Origin of the sequence: Hydrogenophaga flava NBRC 102514, from assembly GCF_001571145.1 — a bacterium.
In the GTDB taxonomy this organism is placed as follows: domain Bacteria; phylum Pseudomonadota; class Gammaproteobacteria; order Burkholderiales; family Burkholderiaceae_C; genus Hydrogenophaga; species Hydrogenophaga flava.
The window spans coordinates 174836-189231 of the sequence record NZ_BCTF01000003.1 but is presented as its reverse complement, the minus strand read 5'-3'; the positions used below and the strand labels follow the sequence as shown (position 1 = coordinate 189231).

At 68.9% G+C, this 14396-nt stretch carries 15 protein-coding genes; 5 read left to right on the top strand and 10 right to left on the bottom strand.

From position 1 onward, the window contains the following. The first annotated feature begins 66 nt into the window (after nucleotides 1-66). From HFL01S_RS04255 to serS, 3 genes are read left to right on the top strand one after another with little or no spacing between them, the layout of a single operon-like run. Nucleotides 67-516, top strand: coding sequence for an FKBP-type peptidyl-prolyl cis-trans isomerase (locus tag HFL01S_RS04255; RefSeq protein ID WP_066255136.1), 450 nt, complete (start codon nucleotides 67-69; stop codon nucleotides 514-516). Then, nucleotides 516-1472 carry a 4-hydroxy-3-methylbut-2-enyl diphosphate reductase gene (ispH, locus tag HFL01S_RS04250; RefSeq protein ID WP_066255133.1) on the top strand — a complete coding sequence of 319 codons (957 nt, stop codon included), beginning with the start codon at nucleotides 516-518 and terminating at the stop codon, nucleotides 1470-1472. Before HFL01S_RS04255 ends, ispH begins: the two co-directional genes overlap by 1 nt. Nucleotides 1473-1495: 23 nt before the next feature. After that, complete coding sequence (serS, locus tag HFL01S_RS04245) at nucleotides 1496-2818, top strand: serine--tRNA ligase (protein ID WP_066255130.1); 1323 nt, start codon at nucleotides 1496-1498, stop codon at nucleotides 2816-2818. Nucleotides 2819-2903: 85 nt separating this feature from the next. Here serS and HFL01S_RS25885 read toward each other — a convergent pair whose 3' ends face one another. The 4 genes from HFL01S_RS25885 to HFL01S_RS04225 all read right to left on the bottom strand — a co-directional run bounded on the left by HFL01S_RS25885 (nucleotide 2904) and on the right by HFL01S_RS04225 (nucleotide 5768). Continuing rightward, nucleotides 2904-3035 (bottom strand): hypothetical protein, encoded by a 132-nt coding sequence (locus HFL01S_RS25885; protein ID WP_281179894.1) that lies wholly within the window; start codon nucleotides 3033-3035, stop codon nucleotides 2904-2906. Between the two features lie 179 nt (nucleotides 3036-3214). Then, entirely contained in the window at nucleotides 3215-4075 is an 861-nt protein-coding gene (locus tag HFL01S_RS04235; RefSeq protein ID WP_066255125.1) for a peptidoglycan DD-metalloendopeptidase family protein, read from the bottom strand. Beyond that, on the bottom strand, nucleotides 4072-5235 hold the full coding sequence (locus HFL01S_RS04230) for a Gfo/Idh/MocA family protein (protein WP_066255122.1): 1164 nt from the start codon (nucleotides 5233-5235) through the stop codon (nucleotides 4072-4074). Before HFL01S_RS04230 ends, HFL01S_RS04235 begins: the two co-directional genes overlap by 4 nt. Then, on the bottom strand, nucleotides 5232-5768 hold the full coding sequence (locus tag HFL01S_RS04225) for a DUF4399 domain-containing protein (RefSeq protein WP_218008594.1): 537 nt from the start codon (nucleotides 5766-5768) through the stop codon (nucleotides 5232-5234). Before HFL01S_RS04225 ends, HFL01S_RS04230 begins: the two co-directional genes overlap by 4 nt. Before the next feature lie 274 nt (nucleotides 5769-6042). On the opposite strand from HFL01S_RS04225, the gene HFL01S_RS04220 reads away from it, so the two are divergent. Further along, nucleotides 6043-8163 carry an Ig-like domain-containing protein gene (locus tag HFL01S_RS04220; RefSeq protein ID WP_066255118.1) on the top strand — a complete coding sequence of 707 codons (2121 nt, stop codon included), beginning with the start codon at nucleotides 6043-6045 and terminating at the stop codon, nucleotides 8161-8163. An 18-nt stretch (nucleotides 8164-8181) separates the two neighbouring features. On the opposite strand, the gene HFL01S_RS04215 is transcribed toward HFL01S_RS04220, so the two are convergent. Continuing rightward, nucleotides 8182-8814 (bottom strand): MSMEG_1061 family FMN-dependent PPOX-type flavoprotein, encoded by a 633-nt coding sequence (locus HFL01S_RS04215; protein ID WP_066255115.1) that lies wholly within the window; start codon nucleotides 8812-8814, stop codon nucleotides 8182-8184. Between the two features lie 23 nt (nucleotides 8815-8837). Between HFL01S_RS04215 and HFL01S_RS04210 the strand changes: the two genes are divergently transcribed. Then, nucleotides 8838-9623: a tRNA-uridine aminocarboxypropyltransferase gene (locus HFL01S_RS04210; protein ID WP_066255112.1), complete on the top strand. Its 786-nt coding sequence runs from the start codon at nucleotides 8838-8840 to the stop codon at nucleotides 9621-9623. Here the strand turns inward: HFL01S_RS04210 and HFL01S_RS04205 are convergent. From HFL01S_RS04205 to leuD, 5 genes are all read right to left on the bottom strand, one after another. Continuing rightward, nucleotides 9586-10335, bottom strand: coding sequence for a hypothetical protein (locus HFL01S_RS04205; protein ID WP_066255109.1), 750 nt, complete (start codon nucleotides 10333-10335; stop codon nucleotides 9586-9588). The two genes, HFL01S_RS04210 and HFL01S_RS04205, sit on opposite strands and share 38 nt — an antisense overlap. A gap of 99 nt (nucleotides 10336-10434) precedes the next feature. Further along, nucleotides 10435-10881: an SRPBCC family protein gene (locus tag HFL01S_RS04200; protein WP_066255107.1), complete on the bottom strand. Its 447-nt coding sequence runs from the start codon at nucleotides 10879-10881 to the stop codon at nucleotides 10435-10437. Nucleotides 10882-10978: 97 nt separating this feature from the next. Continuing rightward, complete coding sequence (locus HFL01S_RS04195) at nucleotides 10979-12466, bottom strand: protein adenylyltransferase SelO (RefSeq protein ID WP_066255105.1); 1488 nt, start codon at nucleotides 12464-12466, stop codon at nucleotides 10979-10981. Nucleotides 12467-12645: 179 nt separating this feature from the next. Beyond that, on the bottom strand, nucleotides 12646-13719 hold the full coding sequence (gene leuB, locus HFL01S_RS04190; RefSeq protein WP_066255102.1) for a 3-isopropylmalate dehydrogenase: 1074 nt from the start codon (nucleotides 13717-13719) through the stop codon (nucleotides 12646-12648). Nucleotides 13720-13743: 24 nt separating this feature from the next. Beyond that, nucleotides 13744-14391, bottom strand: coding sequence for a 3-isopropylmalate dehydratase small subunit (leuD, locus tag HFL01S_RS04185; RefSeq protein ID WP_066255099.1), 648 nt, complete (start codon nucleotides 14389-14391; stop codon nucleotides 13744-13746). Between the last annotated feature and the right edge of the window lie 5 nt (nucleotides 14392-14396).

Genomic DNA, 14396 nt, shown 5'->3' with positions numbered 1-14396 from the left:
CCGTCGTCCGGGCCGTTCTGTGCGTGCTGTGTGCGCCGCAACCCCTGTTTCATCCCCCATTTGTCCATGACACACGTCCAAGAAGGTTCTTTTCTCACCCTGCACTACCGCCTGTCCGGTCCGCAGGGCAAGGTGGTGATCGACACCTTCGAGCAAGGGCAGCCCGCCACCCTGAGCCTGGGGGCTGGCGAACTCTCGCCCGCCATCGAGCAGCGCCTGATCGGTCTGGAAGAGGGCACCACCCAGGTGATCGAACTGGCCGCTGGCGAAGCCTTCGGCGAGCGGCAGCCCGAGATGGTCCAGTGGGTCGCGCGCAAGCTGCTCAACGAGCTGGGAGACCCGCACGAGAAGTACACCGCGGGCGACGTGGTGCAGTTCCCCACACCCGATGGCCTGGGCCAGTACGCCGGTTCCGTGGTCGAGGTGCGCGAGGACGGCGCGGTGCTGTTCGACTTCAACCACCCGCTGGCCGGCCAGCCGGTGAAGTTTGAAGTCCAGCTGATCGGAGTCCTCTGATGGCTGAAATCCTGCTCGCCGAGCCGCGCGGTTTCTGCGCCGGTGTGGACCGCGCCATCGAGATCGTCGAGCGCGCACTGGCCAAGTTCGGCCGGCCGATCTATGTGCGCCACGAGATCGTTCACAACACCTACGTGGTCAACGACCTCAAGGAGAAAGGCGCGATCTTCATCGAGGAACTGGACGAGGTGCCGCCCGGCGCCACGCTGGTGTTCTCGGCCCATGGCGTGAGCCAGGCGGTGCAGAAGGAGGCCGAACGGCGGGGTTTCCGCATCTTCGACGCCACCTGCCCGCTGGTGACCAAGGTGCATGTCGAGGTCGCCAAGCTGTTCAAGGAGGGCTATGAGTTCCTCATGATCGGCCACAAGGGTCACCCCGAGGTCGAAGGCACCATGGGCCAACTGAGCGAAGGCATCCACCTGGTCGAGGACATCGACGACGTGGCCAGGGTGCAGCCCAGGCAGACCGATCTGCTGGCCGTGGTGACGCAGACCACGCTGAGTGTGGACGACACGGCGGGCATCCTGGCGGCCGTCAAGGCTCGCTTCCCCAAGGTGCGCGAACCCAAGCAGCAGGACATCTGCTACGCCACGCAGAACCGGCAGGACGCGGTCAAGCTGCTGAGCCCACAGGTGGACATCGTCATCGTGGTCGGCAGCCCGACCAGCAGCAACAGCAACCGCCTGCGCGAAGTGGCCCACCGCCTGGGCACCGAGGCCTACATGGTCGACAACGCCAGCGAGCTGAAGGCCGAGTGGTTCGACGGCAAGCAGCGCGTGGGCCTGACGGCCGGCGCCTCCGCACCCGACATCCTGGTGCAGCAGGTGATCGACCGCCTGCGCGAACTCGGCGCGATCTCGGTGCGCAAGCTCGACGGCATCACCGAGACCATCAAGTTCCCGTTGCCCAAGGGGCTGAAGATCCACGGCGACGGTCCGCTGGAACACATCCACTGAACGCCGCTACCTACAATCGCCGAATGCTTGACATCCTTCAACTCCGCAAAGACCTGGACGCCGTCGTCGCGCGCCTGGAAACCCGCAAGAACCCCCAGCCCTACCTCGACGTGTCCGCCTACCAGGCGCTGGAACACGAGCGCAAGGCCCTGCAGACGCGCACCGAAAGCCTGCAGGCGCAGCGCAACAGCCTCTCCAAGCAGATCGGCATGCTCAAGGGCAAGGGCCAGCACGCCGAGGCCGACGCGGCGATGGCGCAGGTGGGCGAAATGAAGGCCGAGCTTGAAGCCTCGGCCGCGCGGCTGGACGTGATCCAGGGCGAGCTGCAGACCTTGCTGCTGGCCGTGCCCAACTTGCCGCACGAGAGCGTGCCGGTGGGCGCGGGTGAAGAGGGCAACGTGGTGGTGCGCCAGTGGGGCACGCCCAAGACCTTCGACTTCCCGGTCCGCGACCACGTGGACATCGGTGAAAATCTGGGCCTGGACTTCGACACCGGCACCAAGCTGGCCGGCTCGCGCTTCACCTTCATGCGCGGCCCCATTGCCCGTCTGCACCGCGCGCTCGCCCAGTTCATGCTGGACACGCAGACCCAGCATCACGGCTACACCGAGTGCTACACGCCCTATATCGTCAACGGCGAGACGCTGCGAGGCACGGGCCAGTTGCCCAAGTTCGAGGGTGACTTGTTCGCTGTGAAAAAGGGCGGGCAGGAGGGCGAAGAGATGCCTGACACGCAGGCGCTGTACCTGATTCCCACCAGCGAGGTGACGCTGACCAACGTGGTGCGCGACACCGTGCTGGCCGAGGCCGACCTGCCGATCAAGATGACAGCGCACACCCCATGCTTCCGCTCCGAAGCCGGCAGCGCCGGGCGCGACACGCGCGGCATGATCCGCCAGCACCAGTTCGACAAGGTCGAGATGGTGCAGATCGTGCACCCCGAGAAGAGCTACGAGGCGCTGGAGGAGATGACCGGCCACGCCGAGGCCATCCTGCAGAAACTCGGCCTGCCCTACCGGGTGATGAGCCTGTGCACCGGCGACATGGGCTTTGGCGCCAGCAAGACCTACGACCTGGAAGTCTGGGTGCCGGCGCAGGGCACCTACCGCGAGATCAGCTCGGTCTCCAACTGCGAGGCTTTCCAGGCACGGCGCCTGCAGGCCCGCTTCAAGAACGCCCAGGGCAAGAACGAGCTGGTGCACACCCTCAACGGCTCCGGCCTGGCCGTGGGCCGTGCGCTGGTGGCGGTGCTGGAAAACTTCCAGAACGCCGACGGCAGCGTGACGGTGCCCGAGGTGCTGCGTCCCTACATGGGTGGCACCGAGCGCATTGGCGCAGGCGTTTGATCCAGAGATGCCGCGGAACCGGCTCCGCCGGGCCGCTGGCATCGCCCCCTTGAGGGGGTGACGCCGCAGGCGGCGCGGGGGTGGGTCAATTCAGCCGGAAACCCTTCGCCTGCATGCAGTGGCGGACCAGCTCCTCGGCCTGGTCGCCCTTGATCTTGGCCAGTCCAGTCTGGAACTTGCACTCCGACTCCACGTTGGCGGTGTCGAACGCGTTCACGCCTTCCTTCTGCCATTGCCGCTTGGTCGATGAGCACGCCGCCAGGGCGATGAGGACGGTGATGGCGAGCGGCAAACGGTACGCGGGGCCTCCGGGGCGGACATTCGGGCAAAAGGGGGAGCGCGCATTGTGCCCGCGGCACCCCGGCCCGCCGCCGTTCCCCGCCCCAAAAAACGGGATCAAGCGTGAATAAACAACGCCGGGTCCACCGCGGTCTGGTTGAGCAGCACGCTCCAGTGCAGGTGGGGGCCGGTGACGCGGCCGGTGGCGCCCACCGCCCCCAGGTTCTGGCCGGCCGCCAGCACGTCGCCGACCCGCACATTGATGCGGCTGAGGTGGCACAGCATGGAAAGCAGACCCCCGCCGTGGTCCAGCCAGACGGTCTGGCCGTTGAAGAAGTAGTCGCCCGTGTCGGCCACCCGGGCCGCCAGTGGGGTCCGCACCGGTGTTCCGGTCGCGGCTGCGATGTCCATGCCGCTGTGGGGCTGTCGCGCCTGTCCGTTGAACACGCGACGCAGCCCGAACGAGCTGGAGCGGCGCCCGTCCACCGGCGCCAGCATGCGCAGATCGGGCGGCACCGGTTCGGTGAAGCGGGCGATGACGGCCTGCTGGTGGATGCGTTCACGCTCGTGTCGCGCCAGGTTCTCGGGCGAGAGGTCGACCGCGCGCGGGGCCACCGTCAGGCGCTGCTCGGCGTAGGCCTTGGGGCCGATCCGGTAGGGCATGGTGCGCCGGCTCCCACCAGTCTCAACCTCGATCTGTGCGTCCCCGAGCGCGGCCGACAGCGGTATGCCGACCAGCGCGGTCCAGCCCGCCGAGTCGCCGACCACCAGCAAGGGCGCGTCGCCGGCCCAGGCCTGGGGCCGGTTCGTGGCCGGGCCGAGGGCCAGCCGGGCCACGCCGCCGGGCACGGGCGATGCCTGCGGCCAGTCGCTGGGCGGCTGGCTTGCAGTGTCCGCGCGGGCCGCGGTCAGCACCCCCAGGCCCATGGCGGCCAGGGTGCCCAGCACCTGGCGGCGGGAGTGCGTGGGTCGCGTCATGCCGCCGTCCAGGCACCGCCGGCCTGCGCCGAGCGGATCACCGCGTCGACAAAGCGCATGCCCATCCAGCCGTCGTGCGCGTTGGGAAAGTGCAGGGCCAGCGGGTCGGGGCTCTGGCCGGCGCGCCGCGCCGCGATGGCTTCGGCCGCGTCCGAGTAGAGGTTGGCGAAGGCCTCGGGGAAGCCCTCGGGGTGTCCGGCGGCCACGCGGGTGCCGCGCAGGGCCAGCGGCAGGGCGCCCGGGCCGCGCGGCGTCAGGCGCTGGGCGGGGGCGTCCAGCGGCTTGAAGTCCAGCACCTGCGGATGTTCCTGCTGCCATTCGAGCGAGCCGAGCGAGCCGCTGACGCGGATGCGCAGGCCGTTCTCGACCCCTGCGGCGGCCTGGGTGACCCAGAAGCTGCCGCGGGCACCGCCCGCCATGCGCAGCAGCACACCGGCGTAGTCGTGCGCGCTGCGCTCGGGCACCACGCAGCCCAGCTCGGCCGCCACCTCGCCGACCTCCAGCCCGCTGATGAAGCGCAGCAGCTGGTGGGCGTGGGTGCCGATGTCACCCATCACCAGCGAAGGGCCGCCGCGCGCCGGGTCGGCCTTCCAGGCCACGCGGCCGGGGCCGGGCTTGGCTCGACCGCCCTGCACGTACTCCACCTGCACCAGGCGGATCTCGCCGAGCTGGCCCTCGGCCACCATGGCGCGCGCCTGGCGCACCATCGGGTAACCGCTGTAGTTGTGGGTCAGGCAGAACACGCGGCCACTGGCTTGAACCTTCTCGAACAGGGTCTGCGCCTCGGCCAGGGTGTTGGTCATGGGCTTGTCGCAGATGACGTCGAAGCCGTGGTCCAGCGCGGCCATCGCGGCGGGAAAGTGGCCGTCGTTGGGCGTCATGACCGCCACCGCGTCGATGCCGTCCGGACCCTGCGATTCGGCCGCCAGCAAGGAGGCCAGGTCGGGGTGGCAGCGGTCCGGGGCCAGACCCATGGCCAGGCCGGAGGCCACCGAGCGCTGCGGATCGGACGAGAGCACGCCGGCCACGATGTCGTAGCGGTCGTCCAGGCGGGCCGCCATGCGGTGGATGGGACCAATGAAGGAGCCCGGGCCGCCGCCGATCACGGCGAGACGAAGGCGGCGCCCGAGCAGGGCGATGACGGGGTTGAGGTCGTTCATCGGACGGTGATGGTGATGCGGTCGCTCATCACGACCGGGTGGTGGGGAATGTGGTTCTGGTCGCCCAGCACCAGCTGGAGGGTGTGCTGGCCCGGCTTGAGGTCGAGCGACACCTCGGTCTGGCCGGCACCGAAATGACGGAAGTTGTCGTTGGCTGGCAGCGGGGCGTTGGCGTCCCACTCGTTCACGTTCACCAGCAGGTGGTGGTGACCGGTGCCTGCCTTCTCGACGCCGGCCGGGGCCACACCCATGCCGCTTAGGCCGAACACGACCTTCACCGGGCTGCTCACCGTCGCGCCGTCGGTGAGGTTGACGAAGTACAGCCGTGCCGCTGCCGGTGCCTCGACCTTTTTGTAGCCGCTGGTGAGCACCGGTGTGCTGGCCGTGACCTTGGCTGGTGCGGTGGCCTGGGCGTTGGGGTTCATGGCGCCGTGCATGCCACCATGGTGACCGTGCATGGAATGGCCGCAGCCGGACAGTGCAAAGACGGCGGCTGTGGTGCCTGCGAGGGCGAGTCGGGAAGTCACTGACATGGGGTTCTCCTCTGGGTTGAAGATGGCCGAGCATACGCAGTTGACCACCGCGACCGCGGGCTTTACCTGTGGATACAACGGCGGCAGGGTTTCTGTGCCGGTCCACTCTGGCGCCCGCGTGGTTTGCGTCGCCTGCGCGACGCAAACCAGTGCGCAGGGCTCAGGGAAAACGCGGAGGGCGCTGGCACTTGGCCGTGCAGCGGCGTACAACGGCGTGCACAAATTCACAACAAGACCTCCCGGCGCCCTGGGCGGTCACCATCAGGAGACTCCCATGACGCCATTTCATGCCCGCCTGATCGCGGCCGTCCTGTCGATTGCGCTGATTCCCGTGGCTGCCGTGGCGCAGGCCGTGTCGGTGCGCGACGACGACACGGCTGGCCCGTTCCCGAGCAACCGCCACACGGTGGTTGACTTCGGCAACGCGACCTTCCGGCGCGTCAACCTGCCCCGGCCGGACTGCGCGGTGCGGGTGAGCGACTGCCAGGACATCGACGTGATCAACACGCTCGACGGCTTCTCGACCCAGCCGCGCATCACGGTGCCGTTCACCGGCGACATCGACGTGGCGTCGGTCAGCAGCGAGACGGTATTTCTCTACAACCTGGGCGACACGCAGACCCTGCGTGGCTTCGGCCAGAAGGTGGGCATCAACCAGGTGCTGTGGGACCCGGCCACGCGCACGCTGGTGTTCGAGCCCGACGAGCTGCTGGCCGAACGCTCGCGCTACGTGCTGGTGGTGACCAACGGCGTGCGCGACGCCAGGGGCCGGCGCATTGTGCCCGGTGCCGCGCTGGGCGGCGGGCGCCACCGTGCGGAGCACCACCGCGAGATGCGCGAAGGGGCATCGGCGGTGCGCCTGGGCCGCGGGCTGGCGGTGGCGGCGGCCTCGGTCTTCACCACGCAGAGCGCCACCGGCGAGCTGGTGAAGGTGATGCGCCGCATCAAGGCAACGAACCCGGCGCCGGTGGACTTCATGATCGGCAGCGCGGGCGGTGCGCCGGTGCGCGCGGTGTTCCCGCTGACCGGCGTGGCCGCGGTCGACCTGCAGCGCCAGGTCGGGGCCGCCCCGGGTGCGCTGGCGCCGCAGGCCGTGCCGCTGCCGGCGCTGTTCGCGGCGGGGAATGTCGTCGGCCAGATCGCCTACGGCCGCTACCAGTCGCCCAACTACCTGGCCGCTGGCCAGTACATCCCGGCGACCCCGACGCTGGTGGGCCGGCCGCAACCGCAGGGTACGAACGAGCTGGTGTTCCAGCTTTTTGTGCCTGCCGGTGCGAAACCCGCCGCCGGCTGGCCGGTGGCCATCTTCGGCCACGGTTTCACCGACAGCATGTTCGGCGCGCCGTGGACGGTGGCGTCTGTGCTGGCCTCGCGCGGCATCGCGACGCTGTCGATCAACGTGGTGGGCCACGGCGGCGGCGCGGCCGGCGTGCTCAACCTGACCACCGCCGGCGGTGTGGTGTCGGTGCCGGCCGGTGGCCGTGGCTTTGACCAGGACGGCAACGGCGCCATCGACAGCACCGAGGGATCGAGCGCCGCGCCGCCGCGCACTGCGATCTCCAGCCGCGATGGCCTGCGCCAGACCGCTATCGACCTGATGCAGCTGGTGCGGCAGGTGGAGGCAGGCATCGATGTCGAGGGCGATGGCAGCACCGACCTCGACGCCCAGCGCATCTACTACGCCGGCCAGTCCTTCGGCGGCATCTACGGCACCATCCTGCTGGGCGTCGAGCCGTCCATCCAGGCGGGTGTGCCCAATGTGCCGGGCGGTTCGATTACCGAGGTGGCGCGGCTGGGCGCGTTCCGCGGTCTGACCGGCCTGGCGCTGGCCACCCGGGTGCCGCAGCTGTTGAACCTGCCACCGTCGGCCAGCCTGCCGGTGCCGTTCAACTTCTTCGAGAACATGCCGCTGCGCGACCTGCCGCCGGTGGTCAACAACGTGCCGGGCGCGATGGAGATCGCGCAGGTGATCGACCGCTGGGAATGGGTGCAGCAGGCGGGCAACCCGGTGTCCTACGCCCACCTGGTCCGCCAGCAGCCGCTGCCGGGCAGCGCGGCCAAGCCGGTGATTCTGCAGATGGCCAAGGGCGACCAGACGGCGCCCAACCCGACCTCGACTGCCATCGTGCGCGCGGGTGGCCTGCAGGCGCAGACCACCTACTTCCGCAACGACCTGGCCTTCGCCGCGAACCCGGCGGTGCCGAAAAACCCGCACACCTTCCTGACCGGGCTGGCGAGCCCGGCGGGACCGACGATCGCGGTGCTGGCGCAGACGCAGATCGCGGAGTTCTTCCGCAGTGGCGGCAGCCTCGTGATCGACCCCGACGGGCCCGGTCCGCTGTTCGAGGTGCCGCTGGTGCCGCCGCTGCCCGAGGGGCTGAATTTCCTGCCCTGAAGCGCGGCCGCAGCGCCGTCAGAGCGTCTGGCGGTAGCGCTCGAGCATCTGCTCCTGCGTTTCCGCGGCGATTTCCTCGCCGCGGAATTCGCGGATCTGGTCGCGCATCATCTCGGTCATGCTGGGCAGGGCGGCGCGGTCGATGTGGTGCTCTGCGTCCCAGAGGTGCGAGCGCATCAGGGCCTTGGCGCAGTGCAGGTAACAGGCCTGCACGGTGACCCGGATCGCCAGCTTGGGGCTGCGGCCGGGCTCCGCACACAGGGCGAGGTCAGCCGCATCGATGCTGAGTACGGCGCGGCCGTTGACGCGCAGGGTTTCGTCCATGCCGGGGATCATGAACAGCAGCCCGACGGGCGCGCCGCCCTCGCCGCCGCGCACGATGTTCTCCAGCGTGTCCAGCCGGTTGTTGCCCGGCGCGTCTGGGATCAGCAGGGTGTGGGCATCCGGCGCGTGCACGAAGCCGGGCGCACCGCCGCGGGGCGAGGTGTCCATGCCGTGCGCGGCATCGCCGCTGCCGATCACCACGAAGGGCGAAAGTCCGATGAAGCGGCGCGCGTGCGCGTCGAGCTGCGGAATCTCTTTCTTGGACGAGCGCTCGCGCACTGGGTCGTAGAGCGTGCGCAGGGCTTCGAGGGAGGTCAGGGTGTTCATCGCAGGGAGCATACATTTGACGGATGTCCCCTGTTACCCAAGAACCCTTTTCCCCTCCCGGGCCACACGCGGTGGCGCGGCAGCGCGCCCTGCGCCTGGCCGCCTCCAGCAAGCCCTTTGTGGCACGGGGTGCCAACCTGCAGCGCTGCACGAATTGCCGACTGCCGCCCACACACTGCATCTGCGCGTTGCGGCCGGTGGCGCCTTCGAACGCGGGCTTCTGCCTGCTGCTGGGCGACATCGAAGCGCTCAAACCCACCAACACCGGCTGGCTGATCGCCGACGTGGTGCCCGACACCTGGGCCTTCGGCTGGTCGCGCACCGAGGTCGACCCGGCGCTGAACGCGTTGCTGACCGACCCGCAATGGCAGCCGCATGTGGTGTTCCCGCCCGAGTACGCGGCGCCCTCGCGTGTGGTGTCGGCGCCAGTGCCCGACGACAACAGGCGCCCCCTGTTCGTGCTGCTGGACGGCACCTGGTCCGAGGCGCGCAAGATGTTCCGCAAGAGTCCCTACCTGCAGAACTTGCCCGTCATGGGGCTGCACCCCGATCACAGCTCGCAGTACCGGCTGCGCCGCTCGGCGCAGGACCACCATTTCTGCACCGCCGAGATCGGTGCCATGTGCCTGGACCTGGCCGGCGATGCCCCGGCGGCGGACGCACTGGATGCGTGGTTCGGGCTGTTCAGCGAGCGCTACCTCAGCGCCCGCGGGCAGGGGCCATTGCGGGTCGACAGCGAGGCACAGCGGCGCGTGCACGCGCTCGGCGGCATCACTCGTCCGGCGCAAAGATCCGCAGACGCACCGTGAACTGCCCGTAGCAGTTGTTGCTGGCGGCCGAGGCGAAGGCGATGTCGTCGGGTTCGATGACCAGGCGCATCACCACATCGCTGCCGCCGATCACCGAGCGCCGGAACTCCTCGGTCACGTTGACCATCTGGGGCTCCCGCAGCGGCACCCAGAAGCGGTGCGTACCGGTGTCGGCGAGCTCGGTGGTTGTGATCCACGGCCCGCCGTAGTTGGTCGGGCCGGGCACATAGGACGTGCGCGGGTAGCTGGCGACCCGGAAGCGGCAGCTTTCGCGGGTGGCTCCGGAGTAGGTGCCGGTGGAGCCCGTGGACAAGGGCCGGGCCTCGGTGACGCGGATCGGCGCCGTCGGTGCGAAGCTGCTGATTTCCAGCAAGGCGTTCACCGTGTTGAGTGCAGCCCCGGCGGGCACAGTGCCCCGGAACAGCATCACGCCCTGAGAGCGGTAGGCCATCAGCCGGTTGCAGGGGAAGGGCTGGGCGCCGGGAAAGTAGTCGGAACGGAAGCCCGCCATCACGGTGGCTTCGGCGTAGCGGACCGTGGTGGTGATGGGCACGATCGGGTGCGTGTTGAGTCCGCACACCGCCAGGTCGTTGCGGTACTCGTTGTGCTGGGCGGTGGACGAGTGCGCCACCAGGGGGGCTTCGGACTCCCGACAGCCCGCCAGCGCAAGGCCGGCGAGCAGCAGGGACAGGCAGCGGGCAAGGGGTGTCATGGGGCGTCCTCCTGAGAACGGGTGTCGGACCGGATCGGGCCGACGCCTGCATTCTGGGAACGGACGCGGCACCCCGCATCGCCCGTCCGGAGGATGGCCTCAGCCCGGTATCTCGGGCTCCACCAGCTGGGCCAGCAGCGCCAGCGTCTCCTGCCAGCCGAGGTAACACATCTCGACCGGAATTGCCGCGGGGATGCCCTCCTGCACGGCCGTCAGCTCGGTGCCGCAGGAGACGGCCTTGAGACTGATGGTGGTGATCATCTGGCCGGGCAGGTTGGGGTCGTCGAACAGGTCGGTGTTGACGATCTTCTCGTTGGGCACCAGCTCCAGGTACTTGCCACCGAAGGCGTGCGTCTGGCCATTGCTGAAATTGGTGAACTGCATGCGGTAGACGCCGCCGACGCGCGCGTCCATCTCCAGCACGCGGCCGGTGAAGCCGTGCGGCGGCAGGAATTTGGCCATCGCGTCGGGGTCGAGGAAGGCGCGGTAGATCCGCTCGGGCGGCGCCTTGAGGACGCGGTGGAAGCGGACGGTGCCGGTGCTCATGGGGTTTCTCCTTGGTCGGGGTGTCGGTGGACGGCAAGGCCGGGTCAGGCCTTGGAACGACGACGAAACAGGGCCGCCGTTTTCGACAGCCGCCGGCTCAGGTGCCGCAGAAGGTGCGGTAGCCCTGCGTCTGTTCGGGCGTGCCGGGCAGGGCGGCCGGGGCGTGTTCGCTGCGCTCGGTGAACGGGTCGGTCACGATGGCCAGCAGGTGTTCGAAGACGCGCAGGTCGCCCGATTCGGAGGCAGCGTCCAGCGCGTTTTCGACCAGGTGGTTGCGTGGAATGAACAGCGGGTTGGTGGCGTCCATGCGCGCGGCCACCTCCGCCGCCGGCTCACCCTGCGCGGTCAGACGCCGCTGCCAGTGCGCCAGCCACTCGCCGGCGGCGGCGTGCGCGTCGCCCCAGAGCGTGAGCCATTCCTGCGGCGCTCCGCGCAGCACCGACGACAGGCGGCGAAAGCCCAGCGTGAAGTCGACACGGTGTTCGTGCATGCGCTGCAGCAACTCATTGACCAGGGTGCGGTCGGCCTCGTCGTCGGCGCCGTCGCTGCGCAGACCCAGCTTGAGGCGGTGCAGGTTGAGCCAGTGCGCCGAGAAGCGCTCGCCGAAACCGTCCAGCACCCGGGTGGCGGCGGCCACGGCCTGCTCGTCGTCGCTGTGGAAGAGCGGCAGCAGGGTTTCGGCCAGCCGCGCGAGGTTCCACTGCGCGATGCCCGGCTGGTTGCCAAAAGCGTAGCGGCCGTGGGTGTCGATGGAGCTGAAGACGGTCTGCGGGTCGTAGGCCTCCATGAACGCGCAGGGCCCGTAGTCGATGGTTTCGCCCGAGACCGTCATGTTGTCGGTGTTCATCACGCCGTGGATGAAGCCGACCGACATCCACTGCGCGACCAGCTTCGCCTGGCGCTGCACCACGGCCTCGTAGAAGGCAAGGAACCGGTCCTCGCGACCGACCAGCGCCGGGTCGTGGCGGGCGATGGCGTGCTCGGCCAGCTGCCGCACGCGATCGGTGTCGTTGCGCGCGGCGAAGAACTGGAAGCTGCCGACGCGGATGTGGCTGGCCGCCACGCGCGTGAGGATGGCGCCGGGCAGCGGGCGCTCGCGGCGGACGGTTTCGCCGGTGGCCACCGCCGCCAGCGAACGCGTGGTCGGGATGCCCAGCGCGTGCATGGCCTCGCTGATCAGCACCTCGCGCAGCACCGGCCCCACGGCGGCCTTGCCATCGCCGCCGCGCGAGAACGGCGTGCGGCCCGAGCCCTTGAACGCGATGTCGCGGCGCTGCCCCCGCGCGTCCAGCACCTCGCCTAGCAGCAGCGCGCGCCCGTCACCGAGCTGCGGCGAGAAGCCCCCGAACTGGTGGCCGGCGTAAGCCTGCGCCACCGGAGTGGCGCCTTCGGGCACGCGGTTGCCCGCGAACACCGCCAGCCCCTCGTCGGACGCCAGCGCATCGGCATCGAGCCCGAGCTCGCCGGCCAGATTGCGGTTCAGGTGCAGCCAACGCGGCGCCGGCACCGCCGCCGGCTGCCAGGGCATGGACATGCCCTCCATCAGCGCGTAGCTGTTGTCGAAGGAGAAGAGGGGAGTGGACACAGGGCGCGCGTGAAACGGGGAAGCCACGATTGTGGGCGCATGCCAAAGACCTTGAGGAACGCGTGCCTGCATCAAGAGCACCCGTGGAACCGGCTTCGCCGGGCCACAGGGTGCGTCCCCCCTCCCAGCGCCGCAGGCGCGCCAGAGAGGGGGAAGCCGCGCAGCGGCGCAGGGGGGAGTTACGAGGCCAGCGCCTTCACCACCGCGTCGCCCATCTGCACGGTGCCGACCTTGGTCGTGCCCTCGCTCCAGATGTCGCCGGTGCGCAGGCCCTGGGCCAGCACCTTCTGCACGGCGGCTTCGATGCGCTGGGCGGCTTCTTCCTGGTTGAGCGAGAAACGCAGCATCATCGCGGCCGACAGGATGGTCGCCAGCGGGTTGGCGATGCCCTTGCCCGCGATGTCGGGCGCGCTGCCGTGGCTGGGCTCGTACAGGCCCTGGTTCTTGCTGTTGAGCGAGGCCGAGGGCAGCATGCCGATCGAGCCGGTCAGCATCGAGGCCTCATCGGACAGGATGTCGCCGAACATGTTGCCGGTGACCACCACGTCAAAGGCCTTGGGCGCCTTGACCAGCTGCATCGCCGCGTTGTCGACGTACATGTGCTGCAGCTCGACGTCGGGGTACTGGGCGTGCACCTCGATCATGGTGTCCTTCCAGAACTGGAAGGTCTCCAGCACGTTGGCCTTGTCGACCGAGGTCACCTTCTTGTTGCGCTTGCGCGCAGCCTGGAAGGCGACGTGGGCGATGCGCTCGATCTCGGGCTTGGAATAGCGCATGGTGTCGAAGGCTTCGGGCGCGCCCTTGAACTCGCCGTCCGGTGCCTCGCGGCGACCGCGCGGTTGACCGAAGTAGATGTCGCCGGTCAGCTCGCGAATGATCAGGATGTCCAGGCCCGCGATCAGCTCGGGCTTGAGGCTGGAGGCGCCGACCAGTTGCTCGTAGCAGATGGCGGGGCGGAAGTTGGCGAACAGGCCCAGGTTCTTGCGCAAGCCCAGGATGGCCTGCTCGGGGCGCAGCGGACGGTCCAGTTTGTCGTACTTCCAGTCACCGACGGCGCCGAACAGGATGGCATCCGCTTCCTTGGCGAGCTTGAGCGTGGACTCGGGCAGCGGGTGGCCGTGCGCGTCGTAGGCGGCGCCGCCGACCAGGGCCGATTCCATCTCGAATTTCAGGCCAAGCGCGTCGAGGACCTTGACCGCTTCGGCGACGATTTCGGTGCCAATGCCGTCACCGGGGAGAACTGCGATTTTCATTGTGTGTGTGGAAGTTGGGGTGAATCACATCGCGTGGGCGAGCCACGGTTTCGTGGCCAGGCGCTCTTTCTCGAACGCCTCGATCTTGTCCTTGTGGCGCAGCGTCAGGCCGATGTCGTCCAGCCCGTTGATCAGGCAGTACTTGCGGAAGGCGTTGACCTCGAAGGGGATCTCCTCGCCCTGCGGCTTGACGATGACCTGGCGCTCCAGGTCGATGGTCAGCTGGTAGCCCGGGAAGGCAAACACTTCGTTGAACAGCTGGTCCACCTGCGCCTCGCTCAGCACGATGGGCAGCAGGCCGTTCTTGAAGCAGTTGTTGAAGAAGATGTCGGCGTAGCTGGGCGCGATGATGGCGCGAAAGCCGTACTGATCGATGGCCCAGGGCGCGTGTTCGCGGCTGGAGCCGCAGCCGAAGTTGCGGCGCGTGATCAGCACCGAGGCGCCCTTGTACCGCGGCTGGTTGAGCACGAAGTCCGGGTTGGGCTTGCGCGCGCTTTCGGGCACACCGGGTTCGCCCGGCTGGTCCAGGTAGCGCCACTCGTCGAACAGGTTGGGGCCAAAGCCCGTCTTACGGATCGACTTGAGGAACTGCTTGGGAATGATGGCGTCGGTATCGACGTTCTCGCGGTCCATGGGGGCCACGAGGCCCTGGTGAATGGTGAATGTCTGCATGGTGT

Bases quoted from the DNA above. Each gene is read 5' to 3' on its own strand.
- ispH (WP_066255133.1), top strand. From the start codon at position 516: ATGGCTGAAATCCTGCTCGCCGAGCCGCGCGGTTTCTGCGCCGGTGTG.
- HFL01S_RS04225 (WP_218008594.1), bottom strand. From the start codon at position 5,768: ATGTCAGTGACTTCCCGACTCGCCCTCGCAGGCACCACAGCCGCCGTC.
- HFL01S_RS04215 (WP_066255115.1), bottom strand. From the start codon at position 8,814: ATGAACACCCTGACCTCCCTCGAAGCCCTGCGCACGCTCTACGACCCA.
- HFL01S_RS04210 (WP_066255112.1), top strand. From the start codon at position 8,838: ATGTCCCCTGTTACCCAAGAACCCTTTTCCCCTCCCGGGCCACACGCG.
- serS (WP_066255130.1), top strand. From the start codon at position 1,496: ATGCTTGACATCCTTCAACTCCGCAAAGACCTGGACGCCGTCGTCGCG.
- leuB (WP_066255102.1), bottom strand. From the start codon at position 13,719: ATGAAAATCGCAGTTCTCCCCGGTGACGGCATTGGCACCGAAATCGTC.
- HFL01S_RS04255 (WP_066255136.1), top strand. From the start codon at position 67: ATGACACACGTCCAAGAAGGTTCTTTTCTCACCCTGCACTACCGCCTG.
- HFL01S_RS04230 (WP_066255122.1), bottom strand. From the start codon at position 5,235: ATGAACGACCTCAACCCCGTCATCGCCCTGCTCGGGCGCCGCCTTCGT.
- leuD (WP_066255099.1), bottom strand. From the start codon at position 14,391: ATGCAGACATTCACCATTCACCAGGGCCTCGTGGCCCCCATGGACCGC.
- HFL01S_RS04235 (WP_066255125.1), bottom strand. From the start codon at position 4,075: ATGACGCGACCCACGCACTCCCGCCGCCAGGTGCTGGGCACCCTGGCC.
- HFL01S_RS04220 (WP_066255118.1), top strand. From the start codon at position 6,043: ATGACGCCATTTCATGCCCGCCTGATCGCGGCCGTCCTGTCGATTGCG.
- HFL01S_RS04205 (WP_066255109.1), bottom strand. From the start codon at position 10,335: ATGACACCCCTTGCCCGCTGCCTGTCCCTGCTGCTCGCCGGCCTTGCG.
- HFL01S_RS04200 (WP_066255107.1), bottom strand. From the start codon at position 10,881: ATGAGCACCGGCACCGTCCGCTTCCACCGCGTCCTCAAGGCGCCGCCC.